The organism is Nitratireductor aquimarinus (assembly GCF_017255295.1).
GTDB lineage: Bacteria > Pseudomonadota > Alphaproteobacteria > Rhizobiales > Rhizobiaceae > Nitratireductor > Nitratireductor aquimarinus.
Genome location: NZ_JAFKDE010000004.1, coordinates 264472 through 289989, shown reverse-complemented (window position 1 = coordinate 289989; position 25518 = coordinate 264472). Strand labels below are relative to the sequence as shown.

At 62.5% G+C, this 25518-nt stretch carries 24 protein-coding genes; 10 read left to right on the top strand and 14 right to left on the bottom strand.

The annotated features are described in order from the left end of the window. Positions 1-49: 49 nt before the first annotated feature. The 3 genes from JYP46_RS08710 to JYP46_RS08700 form a co-directional block, all read right to left on the bottom strand. Entirely contained in the window at positions 50-1372 is a 1323-nt protein-coding gene (locus JYP46_RS08710; protein WP_206547863.1) for a TRAP transporter large permease, read from the bottom strand. Beyond that, complete coding sequence (locus JYP46_RS08705) at positions 1369-1878, bottom strand: TRAP transporter small permease subunit (RefSeq protein ID WP_113153022.1); 510 nt, start codon at positions 1876-1878, stop codon at positions 1369-1371. The genes JYP46_RS08710 and JYP46_RS08705 overlap by 4 nt, the downstream gene beginning before the upstream one ends. Positions 1879-1948: 70 nt before the next feature. Then, positions 1949-2749, bottom strand: a complete 801-nt coding sequence (locus JYP46_RS08700; protein ID WP_206547862.1) for an N-formylglutamate amidohydrolase — start codon at positions 2747-2749, stop codon at positions 1949-1951. 158 nt (positions 2750-2907) lie between these two features. On the opposite strand from JYP46_RS08700, the gene JYP46_RS08695 reads away from it, so the two are divergent. Then, positions 2908-3753 (top strand): MurR/RpiR family transcriptional regulator, encoded by an 846-nt coding sequence (locus JYP46_RS08695; RefSeq protein WP_113153021.1) that lies wholly within the window; start codon positions 2908-2910, stop codon positions 3751-3753. A gap of 200 nt (positions 3754-3953) precedes the next feature. Here JYP46_RS08695 and JYP46_RS08690 read toward each other — a convergent pair whose 3' ends face one another. The 6 genes from JYP46_RS08690 to JYP46_RS08665 all read right to left on the bottom strand — a co-directional run bounded on the left by JYP46_RS08690 (position 3954) and on the right by JYP46_RS08665 (position 10120). Next, on the bottom strand, positions 3954-4634 hold the full coding sequence (locus JYP46_RS08690) for a GntR family transcriptional regulator (RefSeq protein ID WP_206547861.1): 681 nt from the start codon (positions 4632-4634) through the stop codon (positions 3954-3956). Positions 4635-4819: 185 nt separating this feature from the next. Then, positions 4820-5830: an ABC transporter ATP-binding protein gene (locus JYP46_RS08685; RefSeq protein WP_113153019.1), complete on the bottom strand. Its 1011-nt coding sequence runs from the start codon at positions 5828-5830 to the stop codon at positions 4820-4822. 9 nt (positions 5831-5839) lie between these two features. Beyond that, the gene (locus tag JYP46_RS08680) at positions 5840-6904 is read right to left on the bottom strand and encodes a Gfo/Idh/MocA family protein (RefSeq protein ID WP_206544244.1); all 1065 of its coding nucleotides are present in this window, start codon (positions 6902-6904) and stop codon (positions 5840-5842) included. After that, a complete protein-coding gene (locus JYP46_RS08675) occupies positions 6901-7740 on the bottom strand; it encodes a carbohydrate ABC transporter permease (protein WP_113153017.1) in 840 nt (279 codons plus the stop codon). The genes JYP46_RS08680 and JYP46_RS08675 overlap by 4 nt, the downstream gene beginning before the upstream one ends. A gap of 16 nt (positions 7741-7756) precedes the next feature. Beyond that, positions 7757-8680, bottom strand: coding sequence for a carbohydrate ABC transporter permease (locus JYP46_RS08670; protein ID WP_206544242.1), 924 nt, complete (start codon positions 8678-8680; stop codon positions 7757-7759). 183 nt (positions 8681-8863) lie between these two features. Then, positions 8864-10120: an ABC transporter substrate-binding protein gene (locus tag JYP46_RS08665; RefSeq protein ID WP_113153015.1), complete on the bottom strand. Its 1257-nt coding sequence runs from the start codon at positions 10118-10120 to the stop codon at positions 8864-8866. A 395-nt stretch (positions 10121-10515) separates the two neighbouring features. Between JYP46_RS08665 and JYP46_RS08660 the strand changes: the two genes are divergently transcribed. From JYP46_RS08660 to JYP46_RS08635, 6 genes are all read left to right on the top strand, one after another. Next, positions 10516-11409 carry a glucosamine kinase nucleotide-binding domain-containing protein gene (locus tag JYP46_RS08660; protein WP_206547860.1) on the top strand — a complete coding sequence of 298 codons (894 nt, stop codon included), beginning with the start codon at positions 10516-10518 and terminating at the stop codon, positions 11407-11409. Further along, positions 11406-12164, top strand: a complete 759-nt coding sequence (locus tag JYP46_RS08655) for a GntR family transcriptional regulator (protein WP_206547859.1) — start codon at positions 11406-11408, stop codon at positions 12162-12164. The genes JYP46_RS08660 and JYP46_RS08655 overlap by 4 nt, the downstream gene beginning before the upstream one ends. 27 nt (positions 12165-12191) lie before the next feature. After that, entirely contained in the window at positions 12192-13352 is a 1161-nt protein-coding gene (nagA, locus tag JYP46_RS08650; protein WP_206547858.1) for an N-acetylglucosamine-6-phosphate deacetylase, read from the top strand. Positions 13353-13495: 143 nt separating this feature from the next. After that, positions 13496-15691 (top strand): heavy metal translocating P-type ATPase, encoded by a 2196-nt coding sequence (locus JYP46_RS08645; protein WP_210346596.1) that lies wholly within the window; start codon positions 13496-13498, stop codon positions 15689-15691. 636 nt (positions 15692-16327) lie between these two features. Continuing rightward, the gene (locus JYP46_RS08640; RefSeq protein WP_222473985.1) at positions 16328-17230 is read left to right on the top strand and encodes a LysR family transcriptional regulator; all 903 of its coding nucleotides are present in this window, start codon (positions 16328-16330) and stop codon (positions 17228-17230) included. Between the two features lie 128 nt (positions 17231-17358). Next, the gene (locus JYP46_RS08635) at positions 17359-17616 is read left to right on the top strand and encodes a hypothetical protein (protein WP_113153011.1); all 258 of its coding nucleotides are present in this window, start codon (positions 17359-17361) and stop codon (positions 17614-17616) included. A gap of 32 nt (positions 17617-17648) precedes the next feature. Here the strand turns inward: JYP46_RS08635 and JYP46_RS08630 are convergent, their stop codons facing one another. Beyond that, on the bottom strand, positions 17649-18455 hold the full coding sequence (locus JYP46_RS08630) for an IclR family transcriptional regulator domain-containing protein (protein ID WP_206547855.1): 807 nt from the start codon (positions 18453-18455) through the stop codon (positions 17649-17651). A gap of 56 nt (positions 18456-18511) precedes the next feature. Between JYP46_RS08630 and JYP46_RS08625 the strand changes: the two genes are divergently transcribed. From JYP46_RS08625 to pcaF, 3 genes are all read left to right on the top strand, one after another. Then, positions 18512-19369 (top strand): CoA transferase subunit A, encoded by an 858-nt coding sequence (locus JYP46_RS08625; protein WP_206547854.1) that lies wholly within the window; start codon positions 18512-18514, stop codon positions 19367-19369. Beyond that, positions 19366-20142: a CoA-transferase subunit beta gene (locus tag JYP46_RS08620; protein WP_206547853.1), complete on the top strand. Its 777-nt coding sequence runs from the start codon at positions 19366-19368 to the stop codon at positions 20140-20142. The genes JYP46_RS08625 and JYP46_RS08620 overlap by 4 nt, the downstream gene beginning before the upstream one ends. A 68-nt stretch (positions 20143-20210) precedes the next feature. Then, the gene (pcaF, locus tag JYP46_RS08615; RefSeq protein WP_206544236.1) at positions 20211-21416 is read left to right on the top strand and encodes a 3-oxoadipyl-CoA thiolase; all 1206 of its coding nucleotides are present in this window, start codon (positions 20211-20213) and stop codon (positions 21414-21416) included. Positions 21417-21968: 552 nt separating this feature from the next. Here the strand turns inward: pcaF and JYP46_RS08610 are convergent. Genes JYP46_RS08610 through puuE form a run of 4 tightly spaced genes read right to left on the bottom strand, consistent with a single transcriptional unit; the run spans position 21969 to position 25352 of the window. Continuing rightward, the gene (locus tag JYP46_RS08610) at positions 21969-22568 is read right to left on the bottom strand and encodes a nucleoside deaminase (RefSeq protein ID WP_206547852.1); all 600 of its coding nucleotides are present in this window, start codon (positions 22566-22568) and stop codon (positions 21969-21971) included. Then, on the bottom strand, positions 22565-23065 hold the full coding sequence (locus JYP46_RS08605; protein ID WP_206547851.1) for an ureidoglycolate lyase: 501 nt from the start codon (positions 23063-23065) through the stop codon (positions 22565-22567). The genes JYP46_RS08610 and JYP46_RS08605 overlap by 4 nt, the downstream gene beginning before the upstream one ends. Then, positions 23062-23898: a bifunctional allantoicase/(S)-ureidoglycine aminohydrolase gene (locus JYP46_RS08600; protein ID WP_206547850.1), complete on the bottom strand. Its 837-nt coding sequence runs from the start codon at positions 23896-23898 to the stop codon at positions 23062-23064. Before JYP46_RS08600 ends, JYP46_RS08605 begins: the two co-directional genes overlap by 4 nt. A gap of 17 nt (positions 23899-23915) precedes the next feature. Beyond that, positions 23916-25352 carry an allantoinase PuuE gene (gene puuE, locus JYP46_RS08595; RefSeq protein ID WP_206547849.1) on the bottom strand — a complete coding sequence of 479 codons (1437 nt, stop codon included), beginning with the start codon at positions 25350-25352 and terminating at the stop codon, positions 23916-23918. Positions 25353-25518: the final 166 nt, after the last annotated feature.

Below are 25518 nucleotides of genomic sequence, written 5' to 3'. Positions count from 1 at the left end.
GCATTGGCGCAGGCTTTTCTGGTCGTGACCTCCTTAGGTTTTTGGCGTGTCAGCGAAGGTAGACGTGCTGGGGAAGCCACAGCGCGATCTGCGGGAAGACCATGACGATGATGAGCGCGAACACCATCACCGCCACGAAGGGCACAATGGATCGGTAGATGTCTCCGAGCTTGATTTCCGGCGGCGCCATGGCGCGCATCAGGAACAGATTGTAGCCGAAGGGCGGGGTCATGTAGGCGATCTGGCAGGTGATCGTGTAGAGCACGCCGTACCAGATGAGGTCGAAGCCGAGCAGCTTGACCAGCGGCACGTAGAGCGGCGCGACGATGACCAGCATGGCCGTGTCGTCGAGGAACATGCCCATGATGAGATAGGAGAGCTGCATCAGGATCAGCACCTCCCAGGGCGACAGGCCGAGCTGGTCGAGGAAGAAGCCCTCGATGGCCTTGACTGCGCCGAGCCCGTCGAACACCGCGCCGAAGCAGAGTGCGGCCAGGATGATCCACATGAACATGCACGAAACGGAGAGCGTCTTGCGCACCGTGTCGTGAACCACTTTCAGCGTCAGCCGGCCACGGATGGCGGCAGCCGCCGTTGCCGAAACCGCGCCGATGGCGGAGCTTTCCACGAGGCTGGTGATGCCCATGACGAAAAGCCCGGTCATCAGGAAGAAGATCATGAAGGGCAGGATGCCGGCCGACAGGAGCTTGAGCTTTTCCGACATCGGAATGCGCCGCTCTTCCGCCGGAAGGACGGGGCCGAGATTGGGCTGCAGCCAGCAGCGCACGGCAATGTAGAGAATGAACAGGCCGGCCATCAGGAGGCCCGGAAACACGCCGGCGAGCCAGAGCTGGCCGACCGGCTGGCGCGCGATCATCGCGTAGAGCACGAGCACCACGCTGGGCGGCACGAGAATACCCAGTGACGAGCCTGCCTGGATGACGCCGGTCACCATGATCTTGTCATAGCCGCGCCGGAGCAGCTCGGGCAGCGCGATGGTCGCGCCGATGGCCATGCCGGCGACCGACAGTCCGTTCATGGCCGAGATCACGACCATCAGGGCGATGGTGCCGATGGCAAGACCGCCGCGCACCGGCCCGAACCAGACATGGAACATCTTGTAGAGATCGTCGGCGATGCCCGATTCCGACAGCATGTAGCCCATGTAGATGAACAGCGGCAGCGTCAAAAGCGCGTACCATTTCATCAGCTTCATGGCGGCCGAGAAGGCGATCTCGGAGCCGCCCGTGCCCCACAGAAGAAGCGCGAACACCACGGCGATGAAGCCGATGGCGCCAAACACGCGCTGGCCGGTCAGGAGCAGGCCCATCATGCCCGTGAACATGAGGATGGCGGTGAGTTCGTAGCTCAAGTGAGTTCCTCCCCGCGCACCCGCGCCAGATCCTTGAAGAGCTGGGCCACCGCCTGAAGCAGCGTCAGCGCGATGCCGATGCACATGATGATCTTGATGGGCGCCATGTAGGGCGACCAGGACGAGTAGCTGGTTTCGCCGTATTTCAGCGCGTAGGACGTGGAGGAAAAGCCGCCGTAAAGGAGCAGCGACAGGTAGAAGATCAGGAACAGGATGGTGATGGAATCGACGATGGCCTTGGTGCGCGGCGACCACCGCGCATAGATCAGGTCCATCCGCACGTGGGAATCGTTCTGCAGCGCCCATCCGCCGCCGACCATGTAGTAGGCGACCATGGCGAACTGCGCCATTTCCAGCGTCCACAGCGGCGGAATGGACACGGTCTTCATGATCGACGAGTACAGCAGGATGCCGATCATCAGGAAGATCATGTACATGACCACCAGACCGACATAATGGTTCGTCCGGTCGATCAGGCGCACATAGCGCCTTATGGCGTTTGGCATCGGCTCCTGTCTCCCATTCCTCTCTCCCTCGTTCCCCGTTCTGGTTTCGCCGCCAGCCCTGTTTTTGTTGTCAGTTCTGCTTTGGGCCGGCTGCGTGTATGTCGATGTGAAAGCGCTCCAGCGCTGCTTCGAGCAGCCGCGCAGTGCGCTCCGCCCATTCCTGTTGCCCCGCCTCGTCGGCAATCAGGTCGCTGCAATATTCGATCATGACATTCAGGAGGCCGTGCTGGATGGCGTGGAGGCGCAGCGTGTGCGTGACGCCATCATCCGGCCCGTAAGGATAGTTGCGCATCGCATTGGCGACGCCTTCCTCCTCCGCGTGCTGAAGCATGGCGTCGGCCAGCCGCCGGTCGCGGTCATGCAGAATGCCGACGGCGCGGTGGCGGGCGATGCCGAAATAGACGCGGGTGAAGGAGTGGATCGTGACGATGACCGGCAGTTTCCCCGGGCCGGTGCGGCTGGCGATCAGCTCCGCCAGCGCATCGCGAAACGGTTCGTAGATTGCCGCGACGCGCTCGCGCCGGGCATCGTCGGAAAGGTTGCGGTTGCCTGGAATGGCGTGAACTTCGCTCATCTCCGGGATTGCGTCCATCGCCTCCGGCGGGCGATTGCAGTCATAGACGAGTCGCGAAAAACGCTGATGGATCAGTGGCGCGTCGAGCAGGGCCGAGAGCCTGCGCGCGGTGGCCAGCGCACCGATGTCCCAGGCCGCGTGGCTTGCCAGTGTTTCCGGCTTTGCGCCAAGCGTTGAAAGCGCGCGCGGAATGGCGCGCGAAGCGTGCTCGCACACGAGAATGACCGGCGACTGCCCGTCTGCGCGCTCGATCTCGAATGGCTGTCCCTCGGATGGAGCAAGCAATGCCCTGACCATCAAACCTCCACACAAGCCGTCCGCTCCCTTGTTGTTTTTTGAGTGGAACGATCCCCTGAAACGGCTCTGTAATATTGATTAGCATTGCCGCTCATTTGTCAATCGTGTAATTTTTGTTACGGAATGTGGCAGCGCCTTTTGGAGAAACGCGTTTGGGAATGAAAGAACAGGTTCACGCAGCGCTCGGCCAGATGACGGGCGCAGAGCGCAAAGTGGCGCATGCGTTTCTCGCCAACTATCCAAGCAGCGGCCTGTCGACGGTTGCCGAGTTCGCCGCTCTTGCCGGAACCAGCGCGCCGACCGTGCTGCGCTTCGTCTCGCGGCTGGGTTTCTCCGGGTATCCGGAGTTTCAGCGCCTGCTGCGCACGGAAATCCAGGCGGAGCTTCTCTCGCCGCTGGAAAAAGGCGACACCTCGCCAGCGCGCAGCGCGGATGGCTCTGCGCTCGGGTCATACTTCGCACGGGCGACCGCCAACATTCAGGCGACGCTCGACGCCATTCCCGAAAGCGAGTTCGAGGCTGCCTGCGCGCTGCTTTCAGATCACAAATCGGCCTGCTACATGCTTGGCGGGCGCTTCAGCGATGCCATTGCGCGCTACATGGCGGCGCATCTGCGCATCGTGCGCCCCAATGTGCGCCGCTTTCAGGACCAGACCTCCACCTGGGACGATCAGTTGCTGGATGTGAGGGCAGGGGACGTGGTGGTGCTGTTCGACATTCGCCGCTACCAGCGCGACCTCGTGCATCTGAGTGAGCTTCTTTGCGAACGCAAGGCGCGCATTGTGCTCATCACCGACACCTGGCTTTCGCCGATCTCGCATTACGCGCGGGTGGTTCTGCCCTGCGCCATCGATTCCGGCCGCACCTGGGATTCCGGCGTGGTGCTGATGGCGCTGGCGGAAGCCATTGTCGACCGCGTGACGCACCGGGACTGGGACGCCGCGCGCAGCCGCATTCAGGCGCTGGAGCACATTCACTGGAACAAGCCGCCTGCCACGGAGTAGCCGGTTGCGCCGAGCGCCCTCGTGGTTCGACAGGCTCACCATGAGGGCTATACTGGAGGCCGGCGCAAGGCATTGAAAATGCTCTGCCTCACATGTTCAGAAAGCGCAATTCAGCGCATTACACCGCCCTCGGCAGTCCAACAGCCCTCATGGTGAGCCTGTCGAACCACGAGGGCGCGGGGCACCAAGCGGATCGCTCCTCACTTGCAGAGCGGACGCAGCAGGGCCTGTGTTGCGCCAATGTCGGCATTGATGGCCTGGCGCAGGCCAATGCCGTCCTGTCTGCGCAGGGCGGCGATGGCGTCGTGATGATGGCGGGTGAAGTTCTTGCCTTCCGGCGAGCGCAGAATTTGCTCCAGGTGGCGTGAGAGCAGGCGCATGTAAGGGCCGAAGCGCAGCCATAAGGTTTCCGCGATTTGCAGCAGCACGTCCGAACCGGAACAGCGATAAAGTGTGAAATGGAAATCACGGTTTTTCACGAGCATCTCGTAGATGCTCTCCTCGCCGCTTGAGGCGTCATGTGCGGTGGTGAGGCGCTCGAGCGTGCCGATGGCCTCGTCCGTCGCCTGGGTGGAGGCGAGCTCTGCGGCAAGTCCTTCCACTGCGACACGGGCGCGGCACAGATCATCGAGCCTTGCGATGCTGATGCCGGGGATGCGGGCGGAGCCGTTTGAGGCGATTTCGAGCGCGTTCTCGGCAGCAAGCCGGCGAAGGGCTTCGCGCACCGGCATGTGGCTGGTGCCAAAAGTCTCCGCGAGCGATGCGATCGTGAGTGTCTGGCCGGGATCGAAACGACCGACCATGAGCGCATGACGAAGCTGCTGGTAGACGCCGTCCTGAATGGTGACGCGTCGGGAGACCGGGACAAATCCGCTATCCATGGCCAATCCAACCTCCTGTCCGTATCAAACGCACGATAACAGCTTCCGGTGGACGGGTTAAGGATAGACTAAGCAATGGTTGCGGCGCGTTTTGGCGCAGGGGGAACAGGGAGGGCAGGAGTGGGCAGGGAGGGGCGCAGACATGAAACCTGCCCGCGCCCCCTGCGATATTGAGTGGAGCCTGTTCAGCCGTTCCGGCGGATGGCCTTGCCCTCGTCGTCGAAGCGGAAGACGCGGTTCTCGTCGAACTTTGCCTGCTGAGTGCTGTCGATCTCGAAGTTCTGCTCGCCGAACAGGCGCGCGCAGACGAGGCCGGATTCGCCGCAGTCCAGATAGACATTGGTGTCTGCACCCAGATGCTCGATGTGAGAGACACGGCCTTCGATATCGCCGCCTTCGGCAACGATGGAGATGTGCTCGGGACGAATGCCGATGGTTTTCGCATCGTCGCGGCCAAGCCGTGCAGCCTCGATGAAGTTCATCTGCGGCGACCCGATGAAGCCGGCGACAAACAGATTGGCCGGATCGTTGTAGAGTTCCATCGGCGTGCCGACCTGCTCGATCCTGCCGGCGTTCAGAACGACGATGCGGTCGGCCAGCGTCATGGCTTCGGTCTGGTCATGGGTGACGTAGACCATGGTCGCGCCCAGTTCGCGGTGGAGACGCGCGATCTCCAGACGCGTGTTGACGCGCAGCGCCGCATCGAGGTTTGAAAGCGGTTCATCGAACAGGAAGAGCTTGGGCTTGCGCACCACCGCGCGACCAATGGCGACGCGCTGGCGCTGGCCGCCCGAAAGCTCTGCCGGCCGGCGGTCGAGATAGGGCTCGAGCGACAGCATTTTCGAAGCGAAATCGACACGTTCGGCAATATGCGCGGCCGGGTGTTTCGCCTGTTTCAGGCCGAGGCTCATATTGTCGCGCACGGTGAGGTGCGGATAGAGCGCGTAGGTCTGGAACACCATGGCGATGCCGCGCTTGGAGGGCGGCGTTGTGTTGACTTCGGCGCCGTCGATTTCGACATGGCCGCCGCTGGCGTCTTCCAGCCCGGCGATGATGCGCAGAAGGGTGGATTTTCCGCAGCCCGACGGGCCGACGAAGATGACGAGTTCGCCGTCCTGAACCTCCAGGTCCACGCCCTTGATGACGTCTACCTGGCCGAACGACTTGGTGATGTTCTTGAGTGCGAGTGAGCCCACGGTTTCGTCCTACAGTTCTACTTCTTTGCCGCTTCGCACGCTTTCGTCGGCGGCGAGGCAGATGTTGAGAGATTGCACGGCATCGTTCATGTGCCGCGAGAGATCGATGTCTTCGCGGATGGCTTTGAGAACGAAGGCCTGTTCGCGGTCGCACAGCTCCTGATGACCCGGCTCGCCTTCCATGGAGAGGAGCGTGTCCTCATTGGCAAAGCGGCCCTGGGCATTGGTTTCGGCCCTGTGGATGCGGATGCGTGAGGTTTTCGTGTGGGCGTCGATGTCGTCCGATTTCGCGCCCTCGTCCATGACGATGGAGACGCAGCCATTCGGCGACACGATGTCCTTCACGAAGAAGGCGGTTTCCGACATCATCGGCCCCCAGCCGGCTTCATACCAGCCGACGGAACCGTCTTCGAACATCACCTGGAAATGTCCGTAATTGTACATGTCCGGGGCGATTTCGTCTGAAAGCCGGACCCCCATGCCGCGCACTTTCACCGGTTTGGCGTCGGTGATCTGGCACATCACGTCCACATAGTGCACGCCGCAGTCGACGATGGGCGGCGTGGTCTCCATCAGCTGCTTGTGTGTGTGCCAGCTCGGACCGGAGGACTGCTGGTTCAGGTTCAGCCGGAACACGTAAGGCCCGCCGAGCCCGCGCGCTTCCTCGATCAGCCGCACCCAGGAGGGGTGGTGACGCAGGATGTAGCCGACGACCAGCTTGCGGCCATGGGCCTTTGCCGTTTCCACCACGCGCCTTGCATCTGCGACATTGGTGGCCAGCGGCTTTTCCACGAACACATGTGCGCCGGCTTCCATCGCTGCGATGGCGTAGGCCGCATGGCTGTCGGAATAGGTGTTGACGGAGGCGAGATCCGGCCGGGTTTCGGCCAGCGCTTCCTCATAGCCGGTGAAATGCGGATAGGCTTTCAGCGCATCCGGCAGGTCCGGCTTCGAGCGGCTGACAAGGCCGACGATCTCGAAACCGGGATTGGCGTGATAGGCGAGTGCGTGGCTCATTCCCATATTGCCGAGGCCTGCGACCAGCACCCGCACGGGCGTCTCCTGCGCACTCATTTCACTGCTCCCGAAGTGATGCCGCGGATGAGCTGGCGCGAGAAGATCAGGTAGAGGATCAGCACCGGCAGGATGGCGAGCGAGAGGGCCGCCAGAACCGCGTTCCAGTTGGTGACGAACTGGCCGATGAAGACCTGTGCGCCAAGCGTGATGGTTTTCGTTTCCTCGGCAGGGGCGAGGATCAGCGGGAACCACAGATCGTTCCAGATCGGGATCATGGTGAAGACCGCGACCGTGGCCATGGCCGGCCGTACGAGCGGCAGGACGAGGCGGAAGAAGATGCGGTATTCGCTGAGCCCGTCGATGCGACCGGCGTTCTTCAGGTCGTCGGATACCTGTCGCATGAACTCCGACAGGATGAAGACGGCCAGCGGCAGGCCCTGCGCCGTGTAGACGAGGATCAGCGAGGTCAGTGTGTTGACGAGGCCGGAGGCGGCCATCATCTGCAGGATCGCCACGGTGCCGAGCCGGATCGGGATCATGATGCCGAGCGCCAGGTAAAGGCCCATCAGCGAATTGCCCTTGAAGCGGTATTCGGCAAGCGCGAAGGCGGCCATGGCGCCGAACAGCAGCACCATGAACAGCGACACGACGGTGACGATGAAGCTGTTCTGGAAATAGAGCAGGAAGTCGCCCTGTTTCAGAACGGTTTCGAAGCCGACCAGGCTGAAGCTTTCCGCATTGGGCAGCTCCAGCGGCGTGCGGAAGATGGCCTTGCGCGACTTGAAGGCGTTGATGACGATCACGAACACCGGGAACAGTGCGATGATCGTGTAGGTGGCCAGCACCGCATGGGCGGCGATGGAGCGGGCGGGGGAGTGTCTTGCCATGCTCATGTCTGTGTCCTCCCGCTCAGAACTGGTAGCGGCGCAGCCGCCGCTGGATGCCGAACAGATAGATCGACACGCCGATGAGAATGATGACGAACATGGCGGTGGCGATGGCCGCGCCCAGGTTCGGGTCACCCAGCTGAAGCTGGAAGCCGAAGAAGGTGCGGAACATGAACGTGCCCAGAATGTCGGTCGAGAAATCCGGTCCCGCCAGCGCGCCCTGCGTGGCGTAGATCAGGTCGAATGCGTTGAAATTGCCGACAAAGGTGAGGATTGAGATGATGCCGATGGCGGGCAGGATCAGCGGCAGTTTGACCTTCCAGAACTGGGACATGCCAGTGATGCCGTCGCATTCGGCGGCTTCCAGAAGCTCGTCCGGGATGGAGAGCAGCGCGGCATAGATCAGCATCATCGGAATGCCGACGAACTGCCACACCGAAATCAGCGCCAGCGTCGTCAGCGCGTAGGCTTCCTTGCCGAGCCAGGGCTGGAAAAGGCTTTTCAGGCCGACCATGTCGAGCAGGTTGGGGGCCACGCCCCATAACGGGCTCAGGATGAGTTTCCACGCAAAGCCTGCAATGACGAAGGAAAGGATCGTCGGGATGAAGATGGCCGTACGATAGAAGGAGCGCATGCGCAGGCGCGGGCTTGAAAGCAGCGCAGCCAGAAGAATGCCGATCGGGTTCTGCACGATCATGTGAACGATGAAGAACCAGGTATTGTTCTTGAGCGCGTTCCAGAACTGATCCGACCATTGCGGATCGCCGAACAGGGCGCGGAAGTTTTGCAGGCCCACATAGACCTGGCTGTTTTCCACGTCGCTGTACATGGCCAGCTGCAGTGTGCTGAACAGCGGGATGATCATGATGGCCGTGTAGATCAGCACGGCGGGCGCCAGAAACACGGCGATATGCCAGCGTATGGGCTTCTTGGTGGCTTGGGCCATGGAACGTCTCTCTGGAGCATTTCCCGTTCGGAATGAACCAATGCGAATGAAAAGGAATTGCTCAACTTATTGAATCTGGAGCCATTTCTTGCCGATCAGGTGATTTCATCTGATCGGAAAAGGCTCTATGGCGCCGGGCCCGCGCAGGTGGCGGACCCGGCTTCCTGTTCAAAGGATCAGGATTTACTGCTGCGGCTCGTACCAGCCTGCCAGACCGTCCTGAAGCTGCTTCGCGCCATCCTCGGGCGACTGTGCGCCGCGCAGAACATTGGCCGAGACGTTCCACATCTCGTTCCAGAGGTTCGGCGTGCCGCGCGAGATGATCTGATGCGCGGGACGGATGGTGGATTTGCAGTTTTCGCGCCAGGAAACGAATTCCTGCGCCAGCGGATCTTCCATCTCGACCGTTTCGCTGGAGAGCGAGAAGAAGCCCGGCAGCGAGTTGGCGTAGAGCGAGGCGAACTCAGCCGAACCGACCCAGTTCAGGAAGGTGCGGGCGGCTTCCGCATTCTCGGTCTTGGCGTTCATGCCGATGCCGATATCCGTGTGATCGGAGATGTAGCACTCGTCGCCGGCGTTCTGCACCGGCGGTGCGAATGCGCCCAGCTTGAAGTCGGCCTGGTCATTGAAGATCGAGATTTCCCACGAACCGGCGGGGAAGATCGCCGCGCGGCCGAGCGTGAACAGGTTCTGGCTGTCGGGATAGGCCTGCGCCTCATAGCCGTCGCCCAGATAGGGCGCCCATGCGGCGAGCTGGCGGAAGGGCTCGACCCACTGGTCGTCAGTGAGCTTCTGCTCGCCGCTGATCAGCGCCAGACGGCCTTCTTCGCCTTTCCAGTAGTTCGGGCCGATATTGGTGTAGCCCATCGTGGCGGCTTCCCACTGGTCCTTGGCGCCCATGGCCATGGGAATGTAGGTGCCGTCTTCCTTGATCTTCTCGAGAACGGCGAAGAACTCTTCATTGGTCTTCGGCGGCTCGATGCCCAGCTCTTCGAAAGCGTCGGCATTGTAGATGAAGCCGTGGATCACGGACGCCATCGGCACGCAGAAGGTTTCCGCGCCGTCATCCGTGCTCCATGCGGCCTTCGCCACGTCGGAGAAGTTCGCCATGTTCTCCAGATCCTGGATCGCCGACAGGTGACCCTTCTGGTAGAGGCTGAGCGATGCGTCGAACGGACGGCAGGTGATCAGGTCGCCAGCCGTGCCGGCGTCCAGCTTGGAATTGAGGACCGCGTTGTACTCGGTCGGCGCGCTCGGCGCGAACTTGACCTTGATGCCGGGATTCTTGGCTTCGAAAGCCGGGATGAGCTTTTCCTGCCAGATGGTCAGGTCGTCATTGCGCCAGCTTTCGATGGTGAGCTCGGCATCCTGCGCCATCGCCACGCCGGACGCGCCGAGCATGGTTGCGGCGAGTAACGCCAGTTTGGTGGATTTCATCATGGTCTTCTCCCTGGTTTGCCCCGGGGCATCGCAGCCGCGCCTGCACGACAGGTCGCAACGGCGCCCGGAGCGCTGCTGAACTGTTCCTATGGAGGTTCTTTTTGGTAGCCGGCTCTTGAGCCCGGCCGGCATTTCCGGTTTTCTGGTCACGCACTGGCGCTTCTTTGTGTGCCTTGTGCGCTCCGCTCCCCGGACCCCTCTGCTCCTCCAATGGAGAAATTAAAGGCCAAAAAAATACCATTTGTCCAGAGGTGAATCTTTCATCTTCGAACGGTTTTTTGAGTGGCGCAGATTTTTATGATGCAAAAACAGATGGATGCGTTAAATTTTCGGCGCTCTGTTTTTTCTTGTTTCCTAGAGGTATCTTTTTGGTATCATGATTGCGAGGAGTGATCATGAGCGAATTTGTCATTGCAATCGATGGTGGGGGAACGAGCTGCCGGGCCGCATTGGCCGACCGGCATGGCAATGTTCTCGGGCGCGGAAAACGCGGCTCCGCCAATATTTTTACCGCGTCGGACGCGATTGGCGAAAACATCGTGATGGCCGCCCGCGAGGCGCTACACGATGCGGGGCTCAATGCGCTCGATCTCTCCGGCATTCCGGCCTATCTGGGGCTTGCGGGCATCAATGTGGGTGAGCGTCAGCGGGCGCTTGCCCGGGCACTGCCCTTTGCCGACACACAATTCGTACATGACGGTCTGATCGCGCTTCAGGGCGCGCTGGGCGACAATGACGGCGTCATGGCCATTCTGGGCACCGGCTCCGCCTATGTGGCGCGATCCGGTGGTAAGCTGCGCAATGTGGGCGGCTGGGGTTTCGCCATCGGCGATCAGGGCAGTGGTGCTGTTCTTGGCCGTACACTGCTACAGCAGACCCTGCTCGCCCATGACGGCATTCGCGAACACACGCCGCTCAGCCGCGCCGTCATGGCGCATTTCCAGAACAATCCGGAAGCGATGGTGGAGTTCGCGCAGCAGAATGCGCGACCGGCCGATTATGGCTCCTTCGCGCCGATGGTTTTCGAGTACGACGATCAGGGCGACCCTCTGGCCGGACGCATTCTGCGCGACACGGTGCGCGATATCACCGAGACGCTCGACACGGTCGTTTTCGAGGGGTGCGAACGCCTCTGCCTCCTGGGTGGTCTCGGGGCGCTCTATGCCGGGCGGCTTGAGCCGCGGCATCAGGCGATCCTGAAAGAGCCACTGGCCGACGCGCTGGGTGGTGCGGTGCAGCTTGCGCTGCGCGCGTTCCCGCCGGCCATGGAAGGGGAGGGGCGACGATGAGCGTATCGAAACTCTTCACCGAAGAGAGCGTTGCGGCCATGGGGTCCGGCCCGCTTTATGTGCGCCTGCGTCGCCTTCTTGAAGATGCGATCAGCGGCGGCGTGCTGGGCGAGGGCGCGGCCCTGCCGACCGAGCGCGACATTGCCGAACTGACGGGCTTGAGCCGTGTCACGGTGCGCCGCGCCGTCGATGATCTGGTGAAGCAGGGGCGTCTCATTCGCCGCCATGGCTCCGGCACGTTCGTTGCGCCCTCGGTGTCGCGCGTCGAGCAGTCTCTCTCGCTGCTGACCTCGTTCACCGAGGACATGGCGCGGCGCGGACTGTCTGCCCGGTCCGAGTGGCTGGAGCGGGTGGTTGTCGCGCCGTCTCCTGACGAAATGATGGTGCTGGGGCTTTCGGTGGGGGATACGGTCTCCCGGCTGGAGCGCCTGCGCATCGCCGACGATGTGCCCATGGCCATCGAGCGGGCATCCATCATCGGCAGCTTCCTTCCCGATCCGGCATCGGTGACGGATTCGCTCTATGATGCGCTGGACATGCGTTCTGCCCGGCCGTGCCGCGCCACGCAGCGCATTTCCGCGCGCAATGTGGATGAGCGCGAGGCCAAGCTTCTCAAGGTCGCGCCCGGTGAGGCCGCGCTTTATATCGAGCGCGTTTCCTACCTGCCCAATGGCCGGGTCATTGAATTCACCCGTTCGATCTATCGCGGCGACGCCTATGATTTCGTCGCCGAGCTGAAGATCCCGGAACGTTGATGTAATCCAGAAAATCGGAACCGAGACATGTCTTCTTTCGCACTCGTCGGCGCGCGCATCTTTGATGGAGACGCCTGGCAGGATAACCGGGCGCTGATCGTCGAGAACGGCCGGATTGCCGGGATCGAGCCGCTGGACGCGCTTGCTCCCGATTGCGAACGGCGCGAGGCGGGCGGTGCGATGGTCGTGCCGGGCTTCATCGATCTGCAGGTCAATGGCGGCGGCGGCGTGATGTTCGACGGCGATTGCGGGGTCGGGGGACTGCAGAAAATCTGCAGCGCGCATGCGAAATTCGGCACGACCGGGCTTCTGCCGACGCTGATCACCGATACGCGTGAATCGACCGCAGCGTCGATTGCCGCCGGTGTTGAAGCGGCGCGGATGAAGATGCCCGGCTTTCTCGGCCTGCATCTGGAAGGGCCACACCTTTCCATCGCGCGCAAGGGCGCGCATGACCCGGCGCTGATCCGTCCGCTGGAGGATGGCGATCTCGCCGCCATGATCGAGGCGCGCCGGGAACTGCCGGCGCTGATGGTGACGCTGGCGCCCGAAAATGCGACGGCTGAACAGGTGAAGGCGCTGGTCGAGGGCGGTGTGAAGGTGAGTCTTGGGCACACGGACACGACCTGCAACACGGCGCTGGCCTATGCCGAGGCGGGCGCATCGCTGGTAACCCATCTCTTCAATGCCATGAGCCCGCTTGCCCATCGCGAGCCGGGTGTCGTTGGCGCTGCGCTCGACAGTGGCCGTCTGTGGGTTGGCATCATTGCCGATGGCGTTCACGTCGACCCGGTGGCGATTGGCGTTGCCCTGCGCGGCAAGAATGGCCCGGCCCGCATTTTCGCGGTGACGGACGCCATGTCGACCATCGGCACCGATCTGAAATCCTTTACGCTGAACGGCCGCACGATCATGCGTGAAAACGGCCGGCTGACGCTGGAGGACGGGACGCTGGCCGGCGCGGATATCGACATGATTGCGACGGTTGCCTATCTGCACCGCACGGTCGGGCTGCCGCTCGAGGAAGCGCTTCGCATGGTAAGCGTCTATCCGGCGCAGGCCATCGGGCTCGATCACGCCAAGGGCCGCCTTGGCGCTGGCAGGGACGCCGATTTCGTGGTTCTGAACGATGATCTCGGCGTTGTCTCCACCTGGATCGGCGGCGAACCCGTGCATCAGGCCGGCTGATCGAATTCGCGCATTTTTCCTCTTGAAGCTCTAGTAACTAGAGATCCTATCCTTGCAGGCGTTGAAAGTCTGTAAGGAGAATCATCGTGTCCTTGAAACAGGATGATAGCGCCGCAAACCCCTATTCCTGGAAGGTGGGCGGCATGGATTGTGGAAGCTGTGCGAACAAGATCCGCACCGCCGTGGAGCGTTTTCCCGGTGTGAGTGATGTCAGTGTTTCGGTGATGTCCGAGACGCTGGCCCTGTCGCTGGATGAAAACAAGACCGGGCGCGACAAGGTGGAGCGTGCGGTCAAGAAACTCGGCTATTCGATTGCGCCGCGTCAGCGCGGGGAAGCGGCCGAAACGGGCGCGGTTACGCAGAGCTCCTGTTGTGGTGGGCATGACCACACGCATGGGCAGGGTTCTAAAGTTGAGCGCGCCGATCCGGGACATGGCGTTGCCGGTCATGTGCACGGTGCGGATGATGGCGACCGCAGCTGGTATCAGACCGGCAAGGGGCGTCTGGTGATCCTGACCGGACTTCTTCTGGTCGCCGCCTGGGGTGCGGAATTCCTGCTGCCGGGTGAACTCGGCATGTGGGCATTCGTTGCGGCCTGTCTGATCGGCGTTGCGCCCATCGCCCGCCGGGCCTTCGCCGCGCTGAGCGCAGGCATGCCCTTCACCATCGAGATGCTGATGACGGTGGCCGCCGCCGGTGCCCTGTTCATTGGCGCTGCCGAGGAGGCGGCGCTTGTCGTCTTCCTGTTCGCGGTGGGCGAAGTGCTGGAAGGTGTGGCGGCCAACCGCGCGCGCGCCGGCATCCGGGCGCTGGGCGATCTGGTGCCCAAGACCGCGCTGCTTGAGGAAAACGGCAAGACCCGCAAGGTGCAGGCCGCAGAGCTGAAAATCGGCCAGATCGTCATGGTGCGGCCGGGTGACCGGATTCCTGCCGATGGCGAGATCGTCGACGGCATTGCCGGCATCGACGAAGCGCCGGTGACGGGCGAATCCGTGCCGCGCACGAAGGGCGAGGGCGAAGATGTCTTTGCCGGTTCGATCAGCACCGATGCGGCGATCCGTGTGCGCGTGACGCGCGCGCCGGAGGACAACACCATTGCGCGCATCATTCGTCTGGTCGAGGAAGCGCAGGATGCGCGTGCGCCAACAGAGCGTTTCATCGACCGGTTCAGCCGTTACTACATGCCGGCAGTGGTGGGGTTCGCCCTGCTGGTCGCCATCGTGCCGCCGCTTGCGGCGGGGGCTGCCTGGGATGTCTGGATCTATCGCGCGCTGGCGCTGCTCCTGATCGGCTGCCCCTGTGCGCTGGTGATCTCCGTTCCAGCTTCCATCGCCTCCGCACTCTCCACCGGTGCGCGGCGTGGCCTGCTTCTGAAGGGCGGGGCCGTTATCGAGGCTGCCGCCCGGACCGATCTCGTGACCTTCGACAAGACCGGCACGCTCACGGTCGGCCGTCCGGCGGTGACGGATGTGTGGGCGGCCGATGGCGATGAGGCGCGTGTTCTGGCGCTGGCTGCCGGCGTTGAAGCCGGTTCCAGCCATCCGCTGGCCGAGGCCGTTCTGGCCCATGCCGAGAGCCTTGGCGTTTCCTATGAGGCGGGCAGGGATGCGCGCGCCATTCCCGGCCGCGGTGTGGAAGCGCGCGTGGGTGGTGAGACCGTGTTCGTCGGTTCGCCGCGCCATGCCGAGGAAGAAGGCGCGATGACCGCGCCGGCAAGGAGCCGCATTGAGGCTCTCGAGGCCGAGGGCAAGACGGTTGCCGCCGTTTTCCGCGCCGGTGCGCTTTCAGGCGTGATCGCCCTGCGCGACGAGCCGCGCGAGGATGCCGCCGCCGCCATGCAGGAGCTCAAGGCGCTCGGCGTGCGCACCATGATGCTCACCGGTGACAATGCGCGCACGGCGGAAGCCATCGCGGGACGCCTTTCGATGGAGTATCGCGCCGAGCTTCTGCCCGATGACAAGGTGTCCGCGATCCGTGAGCTGACCGGTCGGAATACGGTGATGATGGTTGGCGACGGCATCAACGACGCGCCGGCGCTGGCCACCGCCAATGTTGGCGTGGCCATGGGCTCGGGCACCGATGTGGCGCTCGAATCGGCCGATGGCGCGCTTCTGCGCAACCGTGTGGGCGATGTCGCCGGCATGGTGCGGCTGGCGCGTGCGACGATGGCCAATATCCATCAGAATATCGCCATCGCGCTGGGGCTCAAGGCCGTGTTCCTGGTCACCACGGTGCTGGGCGTCACGGGGCTCTGGATCGCAATCCTTGCAGACACCGGCGCGACCGTTCTGGTGACGCTGAATGCGCTGAGGCTTCTGGGCTTCCGCATGGAGCGTTAGATCGTCCTGCGAGCGTTCGGGCGCTCAAGAGGCGGTCTGGAATATTGGTGGAGCAGCCGTCGGCTTCGACGCTTTTTCGCTCCCTTCAGAATCGGCAAAAGCCGGCCCTCGTGGCCGGCTTTTTTACGGGGTTGTATACGCATAATTATACGTGGAATTTAGCGTATAAGTTGTATTTCTTGTTTATCACTTATCGATGTTGATAATCGAGTATCCTTATGAAAAATATGGATTTTCCCGATATTGATTCCTCAAAGGCTGCATAGATATCCACATAATCCATTACAGGTTGTATATGTAATCTGAATCCGATATCGTTCAGAAGTTGTATCGAGCAGGGTACGTCGGAATTCCGGGGGTACTTATGTTTCAGCGGACATGTTTGTAGCGCCGCTTTGATCGGTTTTCCGGGTCATTCGGGTCCGGGCTGATGAGTTGGCGTCGCATCGGCAGCGCTTGGCGTGGCTGATGCAGAACGGTGCAGAGCGCATCGTGAAACTGCATTGCGCGGGTGAGCCGTGTGATGCGGACGGACGGTTATCGCCGTCTTGCAGAAGCGTTGTGTGCCGCGTTCGCGGCAGCGTCTTTCGGGTCAGATTCCCACCTCTTATGAAGCGAGGCGTAGAGCATATGGGCATGCACAGACAGGATGGACTTTCATTTGCAACTTTGCGGGCTGCCGAAGCGGTCATCGACACACGCAGCCTGACCGGCGCGGCGCAGAAGCTGGGCATCAGCCAGCCGGCAGTGAGTATGCATCTGGGGCGTCTTGAGAAGGCGATCGGCACGCCGCTGATCAAGAAACTCGGCAACCGGATCATCGTGAAGGAAGAGATTTCCCGGCTTATCCGCCAGATGCTCGATCTTGAGCGGCGGCTGCGCACGGTGGGCTATGAAAAGAATGTTTCCAAGCTGAAGGTCGGTATCTGCACCTACACCGCGCCGCTGCTGCTTGCCGGGCTCGGGCGGCTTGGCAAGATCAAGGAAAGCGTGAGCTGGCGCATCGCCGATTCCAGGCGGCTTGAAGAGATGTACGATCTGGGGCAGGTGGATGCCGTTTTCCGCGCGCTCTACCCGAATGAAATGGGGCCGGATCTGATCAGCGAATATGCGATGCGGTGGATGGGCTCGCGCGAGCTGGCCGAACAGACCAAGCGAAACAGCGGCTCCATACCGGTGGTGCTGACCAATCCGCAGTCGCCGCTCGGCATCGTCGCCCGCGAATGGCTCCGCCATCGCCGTGTCTCTTATGACGTGATCGGCGAGGTGGATGACATCACCAACGCCATGAAGCTGGTCGCCAACGGGGCTGCGGTCTCACCGTTGCCGGGTTTCGTTTTCGATGGCAATCCGGCGCTGCATGAAGACTGTGTCGAGGTCATTCCGGGCGGGCTCGAGATCCGCTACGGCATGTTCTTCGATGACAAGCGTTTCAACCTGCGGCTCGCAATGGACATTTTCGAGCTTCTGCAGGGGGAGTTGCATCGCATGACACCCCCGCCTTCTGCCTATCAGGGGCAGGGCCTGGCCCATCAATAGATAGCGCCCGCCAAATCGGCATGCCGCCGCGCAGGTCTCTGCGCGGCGCTGTTATGCCTAGAAACTGTCGTCAAAATTTCACCCAGCCGCCGCTTTGCCGTCAGGTTCGGCGCGCAAGATTCCAAATTATGAGAAGACTGATTCAAAACGCCCGTTCGGACGCGCAGACTGATGCGCAAATCGATGCCCTCCTGTCTCCGCAGGATGAGGTGTCCATCGTGGATTCGCTTTTCACCATGTCAAAGGGGCATGGCCATGCCGGCGCGCGCGACGTGCTGGAGCGTGTGCTGGAGGCGCGGCTCGAAGCGCGCCTTGCACGCCGTATGCGCCAGACCATCGAGCAATCTCCAGGCAATGACGACAAACGTCCAAGGAGTGCCGCATGAACCGCTGTGTCATACCGCTTGAGGGCGGCCGCCTATTGCAGGGCGAGAAAGTCTTCGATTTCGCGCGCGGCAGCCAGCAGGGTGGGCAGGATGGACTGCTCCATCTCGGCGCAGGTGAAGCGCGCCGACTGCGTGGAGACGTTGAGGGCGGCGGTGATGCGCCCCGCCTTGTTGCGTATCGGCACCGCAATCGAGCGCAGTCCGAGCTCCAGCTCCTGGTCGACGATGGCGTAACCGCGCGCGCCGGCCAGGGTCACCGTTTGGGCGAGTTCGGCCCGGTCCGTCACCGTTCGTTCGGTCTTGGCGCTGATCGACGCCTTCGCGAGAAAACCGGTGAGTTCGGACGCTTCCAGATCTGACAGAAGAACCCGGCCCATCGACGTGCAATAGGCCGGAAGCCGCGTGCCGACATTGAGCCTCACGGACACGATGCGCCGGCCGGCCACACGGGCCACATAGACGACATCCTCGCCCTCCAGAACGGCTGCGGAGCAGGATTCGCCAAGCGTTGCGGACACACGTCGCATGACGGGCTCTGCATAGCGCCAGAGCGCGGCGTCGCCCATCCATGTCCGGGCGAGCCCCAGCAGTTTCGCGGAAAGCAGGAAGCGCCGGTCCGTCTGGCGCGCATAGCCGCTCGCCACCAGTGTGAGGAGCAGCCGCCGCGCGCCTGCGCGTGTCAGCCCGGCCTCCGTCGCCACTTCCGTCAGCGTCATGCCGTCCGGCGCATTTGCCAGAATCTCCAGAACGCCCAGCCCCTTCTGCAGCGATCCCACGAGATCGCGCGAAGCCTGGGCTTCAGCTGTGGCGGGGGCATTTGACTCGGTTTCATTCTCCATCTAGAAAGTATCGCATATAAAACTTTTGTTCGCAATACGAACTTACGAGGAGTGCCATGGCGCGTTTCGTCCCGCTGCCCCAGGCGGTTGCGGAGAACCTGAACAATGGCGACAGCGTCGCTTTTGAAGGCTTCACCCATCTCATCCCCACCGCCGCCGCCCATGAGGCGATCCGCCAGGGTTTCCGTGATCTCACGCTGATCCGCATGACCCCCGATGTGGTCTACGACCAGATGATCGGCATGGGTCTCGCCCGCAAGCTGGTCTTTTCCTATGCCGGCAATCCGGGGGTGGGGCTTCTGCGCCGCCTGCGCGATGCGGTGGAAAACGGCTTTCCGCACAAGCTCGAGATAGAGGAACACTCCCACGCCGCCATGGCCAATGCCTATGAGGCGGGTGCGGCCGGGCTTCCCTGCGCGATTTTCCGTGGCTATCGCGGCGCGGAGCTTGCCCGTGTGAACCCGAACATCAAGTTCATCGAGTGCCCCTTCACGGGCGAGAGCCTGGCCACCGTGCCGGCACTGCGGCCCGATGTCGTCTTCATTCATGCGCAGAAGGCGGACCGGAAGGGCAATGTTCTGGTCGAGGGCATTGTCGGCATTCAGAAAGAGGCGGTGCTTGCAGCGAAACGCGCTGTTGTGACCGTCGAAGAAGTCGTCGACGATTTCTCCGACCTGCACCCCAATCTGACCATTCTGCCCCACTGGACGGTGACCGACATCGCCGTGGTGCCGGGTGGCGCACACCCCTCCTACACGCATGGCTATTACGCGCGTGACAACGCCGAATATCTGAAATGGGACAAGATCGCCGCAGACCGCGACCTGTTCCGCGACTGGATGCAGAAGAATGTGCTTGATGCGACGCCCGAGGATTTCGCAGGCCGCGTCGAGAAGCTGAGGGACGCAGGATGAGCAAGCCCGAATTCACTCCCAATGAAATGATGACGATTGCCGCCTCACGCGCGCTGAAGAACAACGATGTGTGTTTCGTCGGCATCGGCGCGCCCTCGGCTGCGTGCAACATTGCGCGTCTGACGCATGCGCCCGACATCACGCTGATCTACGAATCCGGCACCATCGGCACCGCGCCGGACGTTCTGCCGCTCTCGATTGGCGATGGCGAGCTGTGCGACACCGCGCTGACCACGGTGCCGGTGCCGGAAATGTTCCGCTACTGGCTGCAGGGCGGGCGCATCACCATCGGCTTTCTGGGCGCGGCCCAGATCGACAAATACGGCAACATCAACACCACCGTCATCGGTGACTATGACAGCCCGAAGACGCGGCTTCCCGGCGGCGGTGGCGCTCCGGAAATCGCGACCTCCTCGCAGGAAGTCTACATCACGCTCGCCCAGTCGAAGCGGGGCATGGTGGAGAAGATCGATTTCTACACCTCCTTTGGACATGGCGATGGCGGCGACCACCGCCAGAAGCTCGGCATCGACACCAAGGGGCCGACGCTGCTCATCACCGATCTTGCGATCTGGAAGCCGGATCCGGTGACGAAGGAGTTCACCGTCGTGTCGCTGCATCCCGGCGTTACGCGTGATCAGGTGCAGGAAACCTGCGGCTGGACCGTGACGTTTGCTGACGGTGTCGAAGAGACGCCGCCGCCCACCGAACTCGAGCTTGCGACATTGCGCGACTTGAAAGCCCGCACCGAAGCGGCCCATAAGGGCGCATGATCTTTCCGTCGCGTGGCGCACGCGGCGGCTGGGCGCTGCCCGGCATTGATGGTTAGGAGACCTCACTCATGGCTGAAGCTTTCATCTGCGACTACATCCGCACGCCGATCGGCCGTTTCGGCGGCGCGCTTTCCTCCGTTCGCGCCGACGACCTGGCTGCCCTGCCGATCAAGGCGCTGATGGAGCGCAACCCGAAGGTCGACTGGGCGGCGCTGGACGATGTGTTCTATGGCTGCGCCAACCAGGCCGGTGAGGACAACCGCAACGTGGCGCGCATGGCCGTGCTTCTTGCGGGCCTGCCCATCGAGGTGCCGGGCTCCACGGTGAACCGCCTGTGCGGTTCGGGTATGGATGCGATCACCATTGCCGCGCGCGCCATCAAGGCGGGTGAGGCGGAGATCATGATCGCCGGCGGCGTGGAATCCATGAGCCGTGCGCCCTTCGTCATGCCGAAGGCCGAAACGGCCTTCTCGCGTCATGCGGAAATCTACGACACCACCATTGGCTGGCGTTTCGTCAACAAGCTGCTCAAGAAGCAGTATGGCGTCGATTCCATGCCGGAGACGGGTGAGAACGTGGCGGCTGATTTCTCTGTCAGCCGCGCCGATCAGGACGCCTTTGCCGTGCGCAGCCAGAACAAGGCTGTTGCCGCGCAGGAAAACGGGCGTCTCGCCAGGGAAATCATCCCCGTCACCATTCCCCAGCGCAAGGGCGACCCGGTGGTGGTCGACAGGGACGAGCATCCGCGTCCGGGCACCACGGTTGAAAAGCTCGGCAAGCTGCCGACGCCTTTCCGCGAGGGCGGCACCGTGACCGCCGGCAACGCCTCCGGCGTCAATGACGGTGCGGCTGCGCTCATCATCGCTTCGGAAGCAGCGGCGAAAAAGTACGGCCTGACGCCGATCGCCCGCATTCTCGGCGGCGCGACGGCTGGCGTTCCGCCGCGCATCATGGGCATCGGCCCGGCTCCGGCAACGCAGCGCCTTTGTGCACGGCTTGGCCTGAAACCTTCGGATTTCGATGTCATCGAGCTCAACGAGGCGTTCGCCTCGCAGGGAATCGCCGTGCTGCGCGAACTGGGGCTTGCGGAGGATGCGCCGCAGGTGAACCCGAATGGCGGCGCAATCGCGCTTGGCCATCCGCTCGGCATGTCGGGCGCCCGCATCTCCGGCACCGCTGCGCTTGAGTTGCAGGCCGGCGGCGGCAAGCGCGCGCTCGCCACCATGTGCATCGGCGTTGGCCAGGGCATCGCACTGGCGATGGAACGCGTTTAATCACGATGGCGATGGGGCGGGGTAACCCGCCCTTTTGTTTTTGGGCGCGCTCATTGCGGTGGGGGCCTTTATCCTCGCAGGGTGACAACATGAGCCCTCACAGCACAGTAGCGCCAACACAGCCCTCATCCTGAGCCTCTTGAGCTTGCCGAAAGGCGAAGGGCGAGGGCGGTTTGACGCGCTCAGGCGGTGACGTTGGCGCGTGCCTTCACCTCGCCCTTCGACAGGCTCAGGATGAGGTGAAAGCAGGGAGATGTGAGGCGCTTGCCTTGCGTTGTCTTGTCTCGCGTTGCGTTGCCCCGCCTTGGGTTGCCCCGCCTTGGGTTGCCTCGCCTTGGGTTGCGTTGCAGCGCCTTGCAATGCCGTGAGGTGGCTGTTCGCCTCTCACATATCAGCGCTTCCGCACCGTCTTGGTCTTCGAAATGTTCAGCCCATCGTCTCGCGCGTCGACTTCACCAACACAGCCCTCATCCTGAGCCTGTCGAAGGGCGGGGGCGGCATGACGGGCTCAGGCGGTGACGTTGGCGCGTGCCTCCACCCCGGTCATCCCCGTCAGTTCAGCGGAATGTCGTTCTCTGCCTTGCTGTCCTGATAGCGTTCGGAAAGGGCGGCATAGGCTGTGGCGAGCTTTGCAATGCGGGCTTTCACGGCTTCCACATCAGCCGCTGGCAGTGCGGTTGCCAGAGCGGGCAGGGCGTAGCTTTTCCAGAAGGCGTTTTCGGCATTGTAGCCGCCGGGCTCCAGCGTGAAGACTTCCTTGAGAATCTTCAGATCGTGCGGGATCGCGAAGGCGTCGCGCGAATCTTCGTGGCTGAACAGATAGTAGAAATTGTCGAAGCCGGTCCAGGTGATCGCCGAAAGACACAGCGAGCAGGGCTCGTGCGTGGACAGGAAAATGCAGTCCTTCGTGTCCGGGCGCGCATCCTTCGGCAGTTCGTAGAACCGCTTCAGCGTATGAACCTCACCATGCCAGAGCGGGTTTTCCAGCTCATTGTTGGTTTCGGCAAGCACCAGCGACAGGTCGCTTTTCTTCAGGATGGCCGCGCCGAAGAGCTTGTTGCCATGGGCGACGCCCGCGGCGGTCTTCGGCAGGATGTCCTGTTCGATAACGTCGAGCAGCCGGTTGATGAGGTGAAGGTCGGGAGCGGTCATGGGAGGGATGGCACTGTGATTTCATAGGGTTCCTGAAAGTGGAATTCTTCCAGATTGTTGCCGTCTCCGCCACGGTCGACCACCACGAAATCCTGGGGTGCGGCAATGGGCGTCAAAACGCCATGCCAGGTGCCGCGCGCATAGTTCACGCCCTGTCCGGGATGCGTGATGAAGGCGCGGGGGTAGCCGGGCTGCCCGTCTTCATCCGGGCACACGATCACCAGAAAGGGGGCTGGCGAAAGCGGCATGAAGGCCTGGCTTCCAAGCGGGTGCCGCTCCACCATGGAAAGCCGCAGCGGCAGCGCATAGGGCGTGCCGCGAAAGATGTTGATCAGAACACGCGCATTCTCACCCGCCGCTTCGACCGTCGCCAGATCGTGAAAGCGGCGGCACTTGTCGGCATTGATGAGGAAGCTTTCCGCGCCTTCGGTTTCGATCACGTCGCCGAAGGGCGCGAAGGCTGCGCGTGTCAGCTTCTCGGCTTCGATCCGCTTCATCGCGCGAAGCTGCCACCCAGCCGGGCGTGCCGGTTGACGTCCTTGTAGAGCAGGTAGCGGAAATTGCCCGGCCCGCCCGCATAGCAGGCCTGCGGACAGAAGGCGCGCAGCCACATGAAGTCGCCGGCTTCCACCTCCACCCAGTCCTGGTTGAGCCGGTAGACGGCCTTGCCTTCCAGCACATAGAGACCGTGCTCCATGACATGCGTTTCGGCGAAGGGGATCACCGCGCCGGGCTGCAGCGTGACGATGGTCACATGCATGTCGTGGCGCAGATCGGCCGGATCGACAAAGCGCGTCGTTGCCCATTTGCCATCCGTTCCCGGCATGGGAGAGGGCGCGACATCGGCCTCGTTCAGAAACAGCGGATCGGGCGTGTCGAGGCCGGCAACGGGCTCATAGGCCTTGCGCACCCAGTGGAAGCGCGCGGGCGCGTCGCCCCGATTGTGCGCGGTCCAGCCGCTCGATGGCGGCAGATAGGCGTAGCCGCCGGGCGTCATCTTGTGCGTCTCGCCTGCGATCTCGACGGTCAACTCGCCCTCGACGATGAAAAGCACGCCTTCCGCGGTCTCATCGAGTTCGGCCCGGTCGCTGCCGCCGCCGGGCTCCACTTCCATGATGTATTGCGAAAAGGTCTCGGCAAAGCCGGAAAGGGGACGCGCAATGATCCAGCAGCGGGTCTTCTCCCAGAACGGCAGCAGGCTGGTGACGATGTCCTGCATGACGCCTTTCGGCATCAGCGCATAGGCGTCCGTCAGAACCGCGCGGTCGGTCAGGAGCTGGGTCTGCGGCGGATGCCCGCCATGCGGGGCGTAATAGGTGCGGGCGTTCATCTGGTCTCGTCCTGATTTCACACGGGGAGGATGTCGTTGAGCCGCAGCCGGGCGATCCGCTCCACCTGCCGGCAGGCGGTGGCGAATTCCTCGTCGCGGCTGTTCTCCAAGCGGGCTTCGAAGGCCTTCAGAATGCTGTCCCTGGTGTTGTCCTTGACGGCGATGATGAAGGGAAACCCGAATTTTTGCGTATAGGCGGTGTTGAGTTCGGTAAAGCGTGCGCGTTCGCTGTCGGTCAGCGCATCGAGCCCTGCCGAAGCCTGCTCTTTGCTCGATTCCTCGGTCAGCCTTTTGGCTGCCGCCAGCTTGCCCGCAAGGTCCGGGTGGGCTTTCAGAACGCCAAGGCGTTCGTCTTCGCTGGCCGAACGGAAGGCGCGGGCGAGCGCATTGGCGAGGCCCCCGGCCGTGTCATGTGCGGGGCCGAGTTCCAGCTTTGCCGCGCGTTCGGCGATCCATGGCGAATGCTCATAGATGCTGCCGAACCGTTCGATGAACTCCGGTTCGCTCATGCGGCTCGGGCGCAGCGCCGGCGCTTTATAGGGGTGCTTTTCGCGCCAGTGCCGGGCGATCTCGCCACGTGTCGCAAGCCACACATGATCGTGGCTCTTCACATAGTCGATGAAGCGCTGAAGGGCTGCAGCGCGTCCCGGCCGGCCGATGAGACGGCAATGAAGGCCGATGCTCATCATGGCCGGCCGCCCCGAGCCCCCCTCGGTATAGAGTGTGTCGAAAGCGTCCTTCAGATAGCTGAAGAACTGATCGCCGGAATTGAAGCCCTGCGCCGTTGCAAAGCGCATGTCGTTTGCATCAAGCGTGTAGGGGACGACCAGTTGCGCGCGCGTGCCGTGCCCGTGGCCGTCATGGTCGATCCAGTAGGGCAGGTCGTCGTCATAGGTGTCGGAAATCCAGTCGAACCCGCCTTCCTCGATGGCCAGTTTCACCGAATTGACCGAGGTGCGTCCGAGATACAGGCCGCGCGGGCGTTCGCCCACCACTTCGGTGTGCAGCCGGATGGCTTCCAGAAGGTCGGCGCGCTCGCTTTCTTCCGAATGGGCGCGGTAGTCGATCCATTTCAGGCCGTGCGACGCGATTTCCCAGCCGGCGTCCTGCATGGCGGCAAGCTGGTCGGGGCTTCGGGCAAGCGCTGAAGCGACGCCGAAAACGGTGACCGGCACGCCGACTGCCGTGAACATGCGGTGGAGCCGCCAGAACCCGGCGCGCGAGCCGTACTCATAAATGGATTCCATGTTCCAGTGGCGCATGCCCTGCCAGGGCGCAGCGCCCACCACTTCCGACAGGAAGGCTTCGGAGGCCTCGTCGCCGTGCAGGATACAGTTTTCGCCGCCTTCCTCGTAATTGACGACGAACTGCACGGCTACGCGTGCGCCATCGGGCCAGTCGGCATTCGGCGGGTTCTGGCCGTAGCCGGTCATGTTTCTGAGGTAGCGGGTCATGCAAACTTTCCGATATTCTTTATTGGCAAGGATAATCGATGGAATGGGGTGTGAACTTTCCCGAAAAATTTGAAAGAGTTTAGTTGTCGATCCTTCGCCGGGGCTCTTATGCTCGCTGCGGATTTGTCCCACAATCAACCCTATATATAGGGCAAGTGGCTTTAGT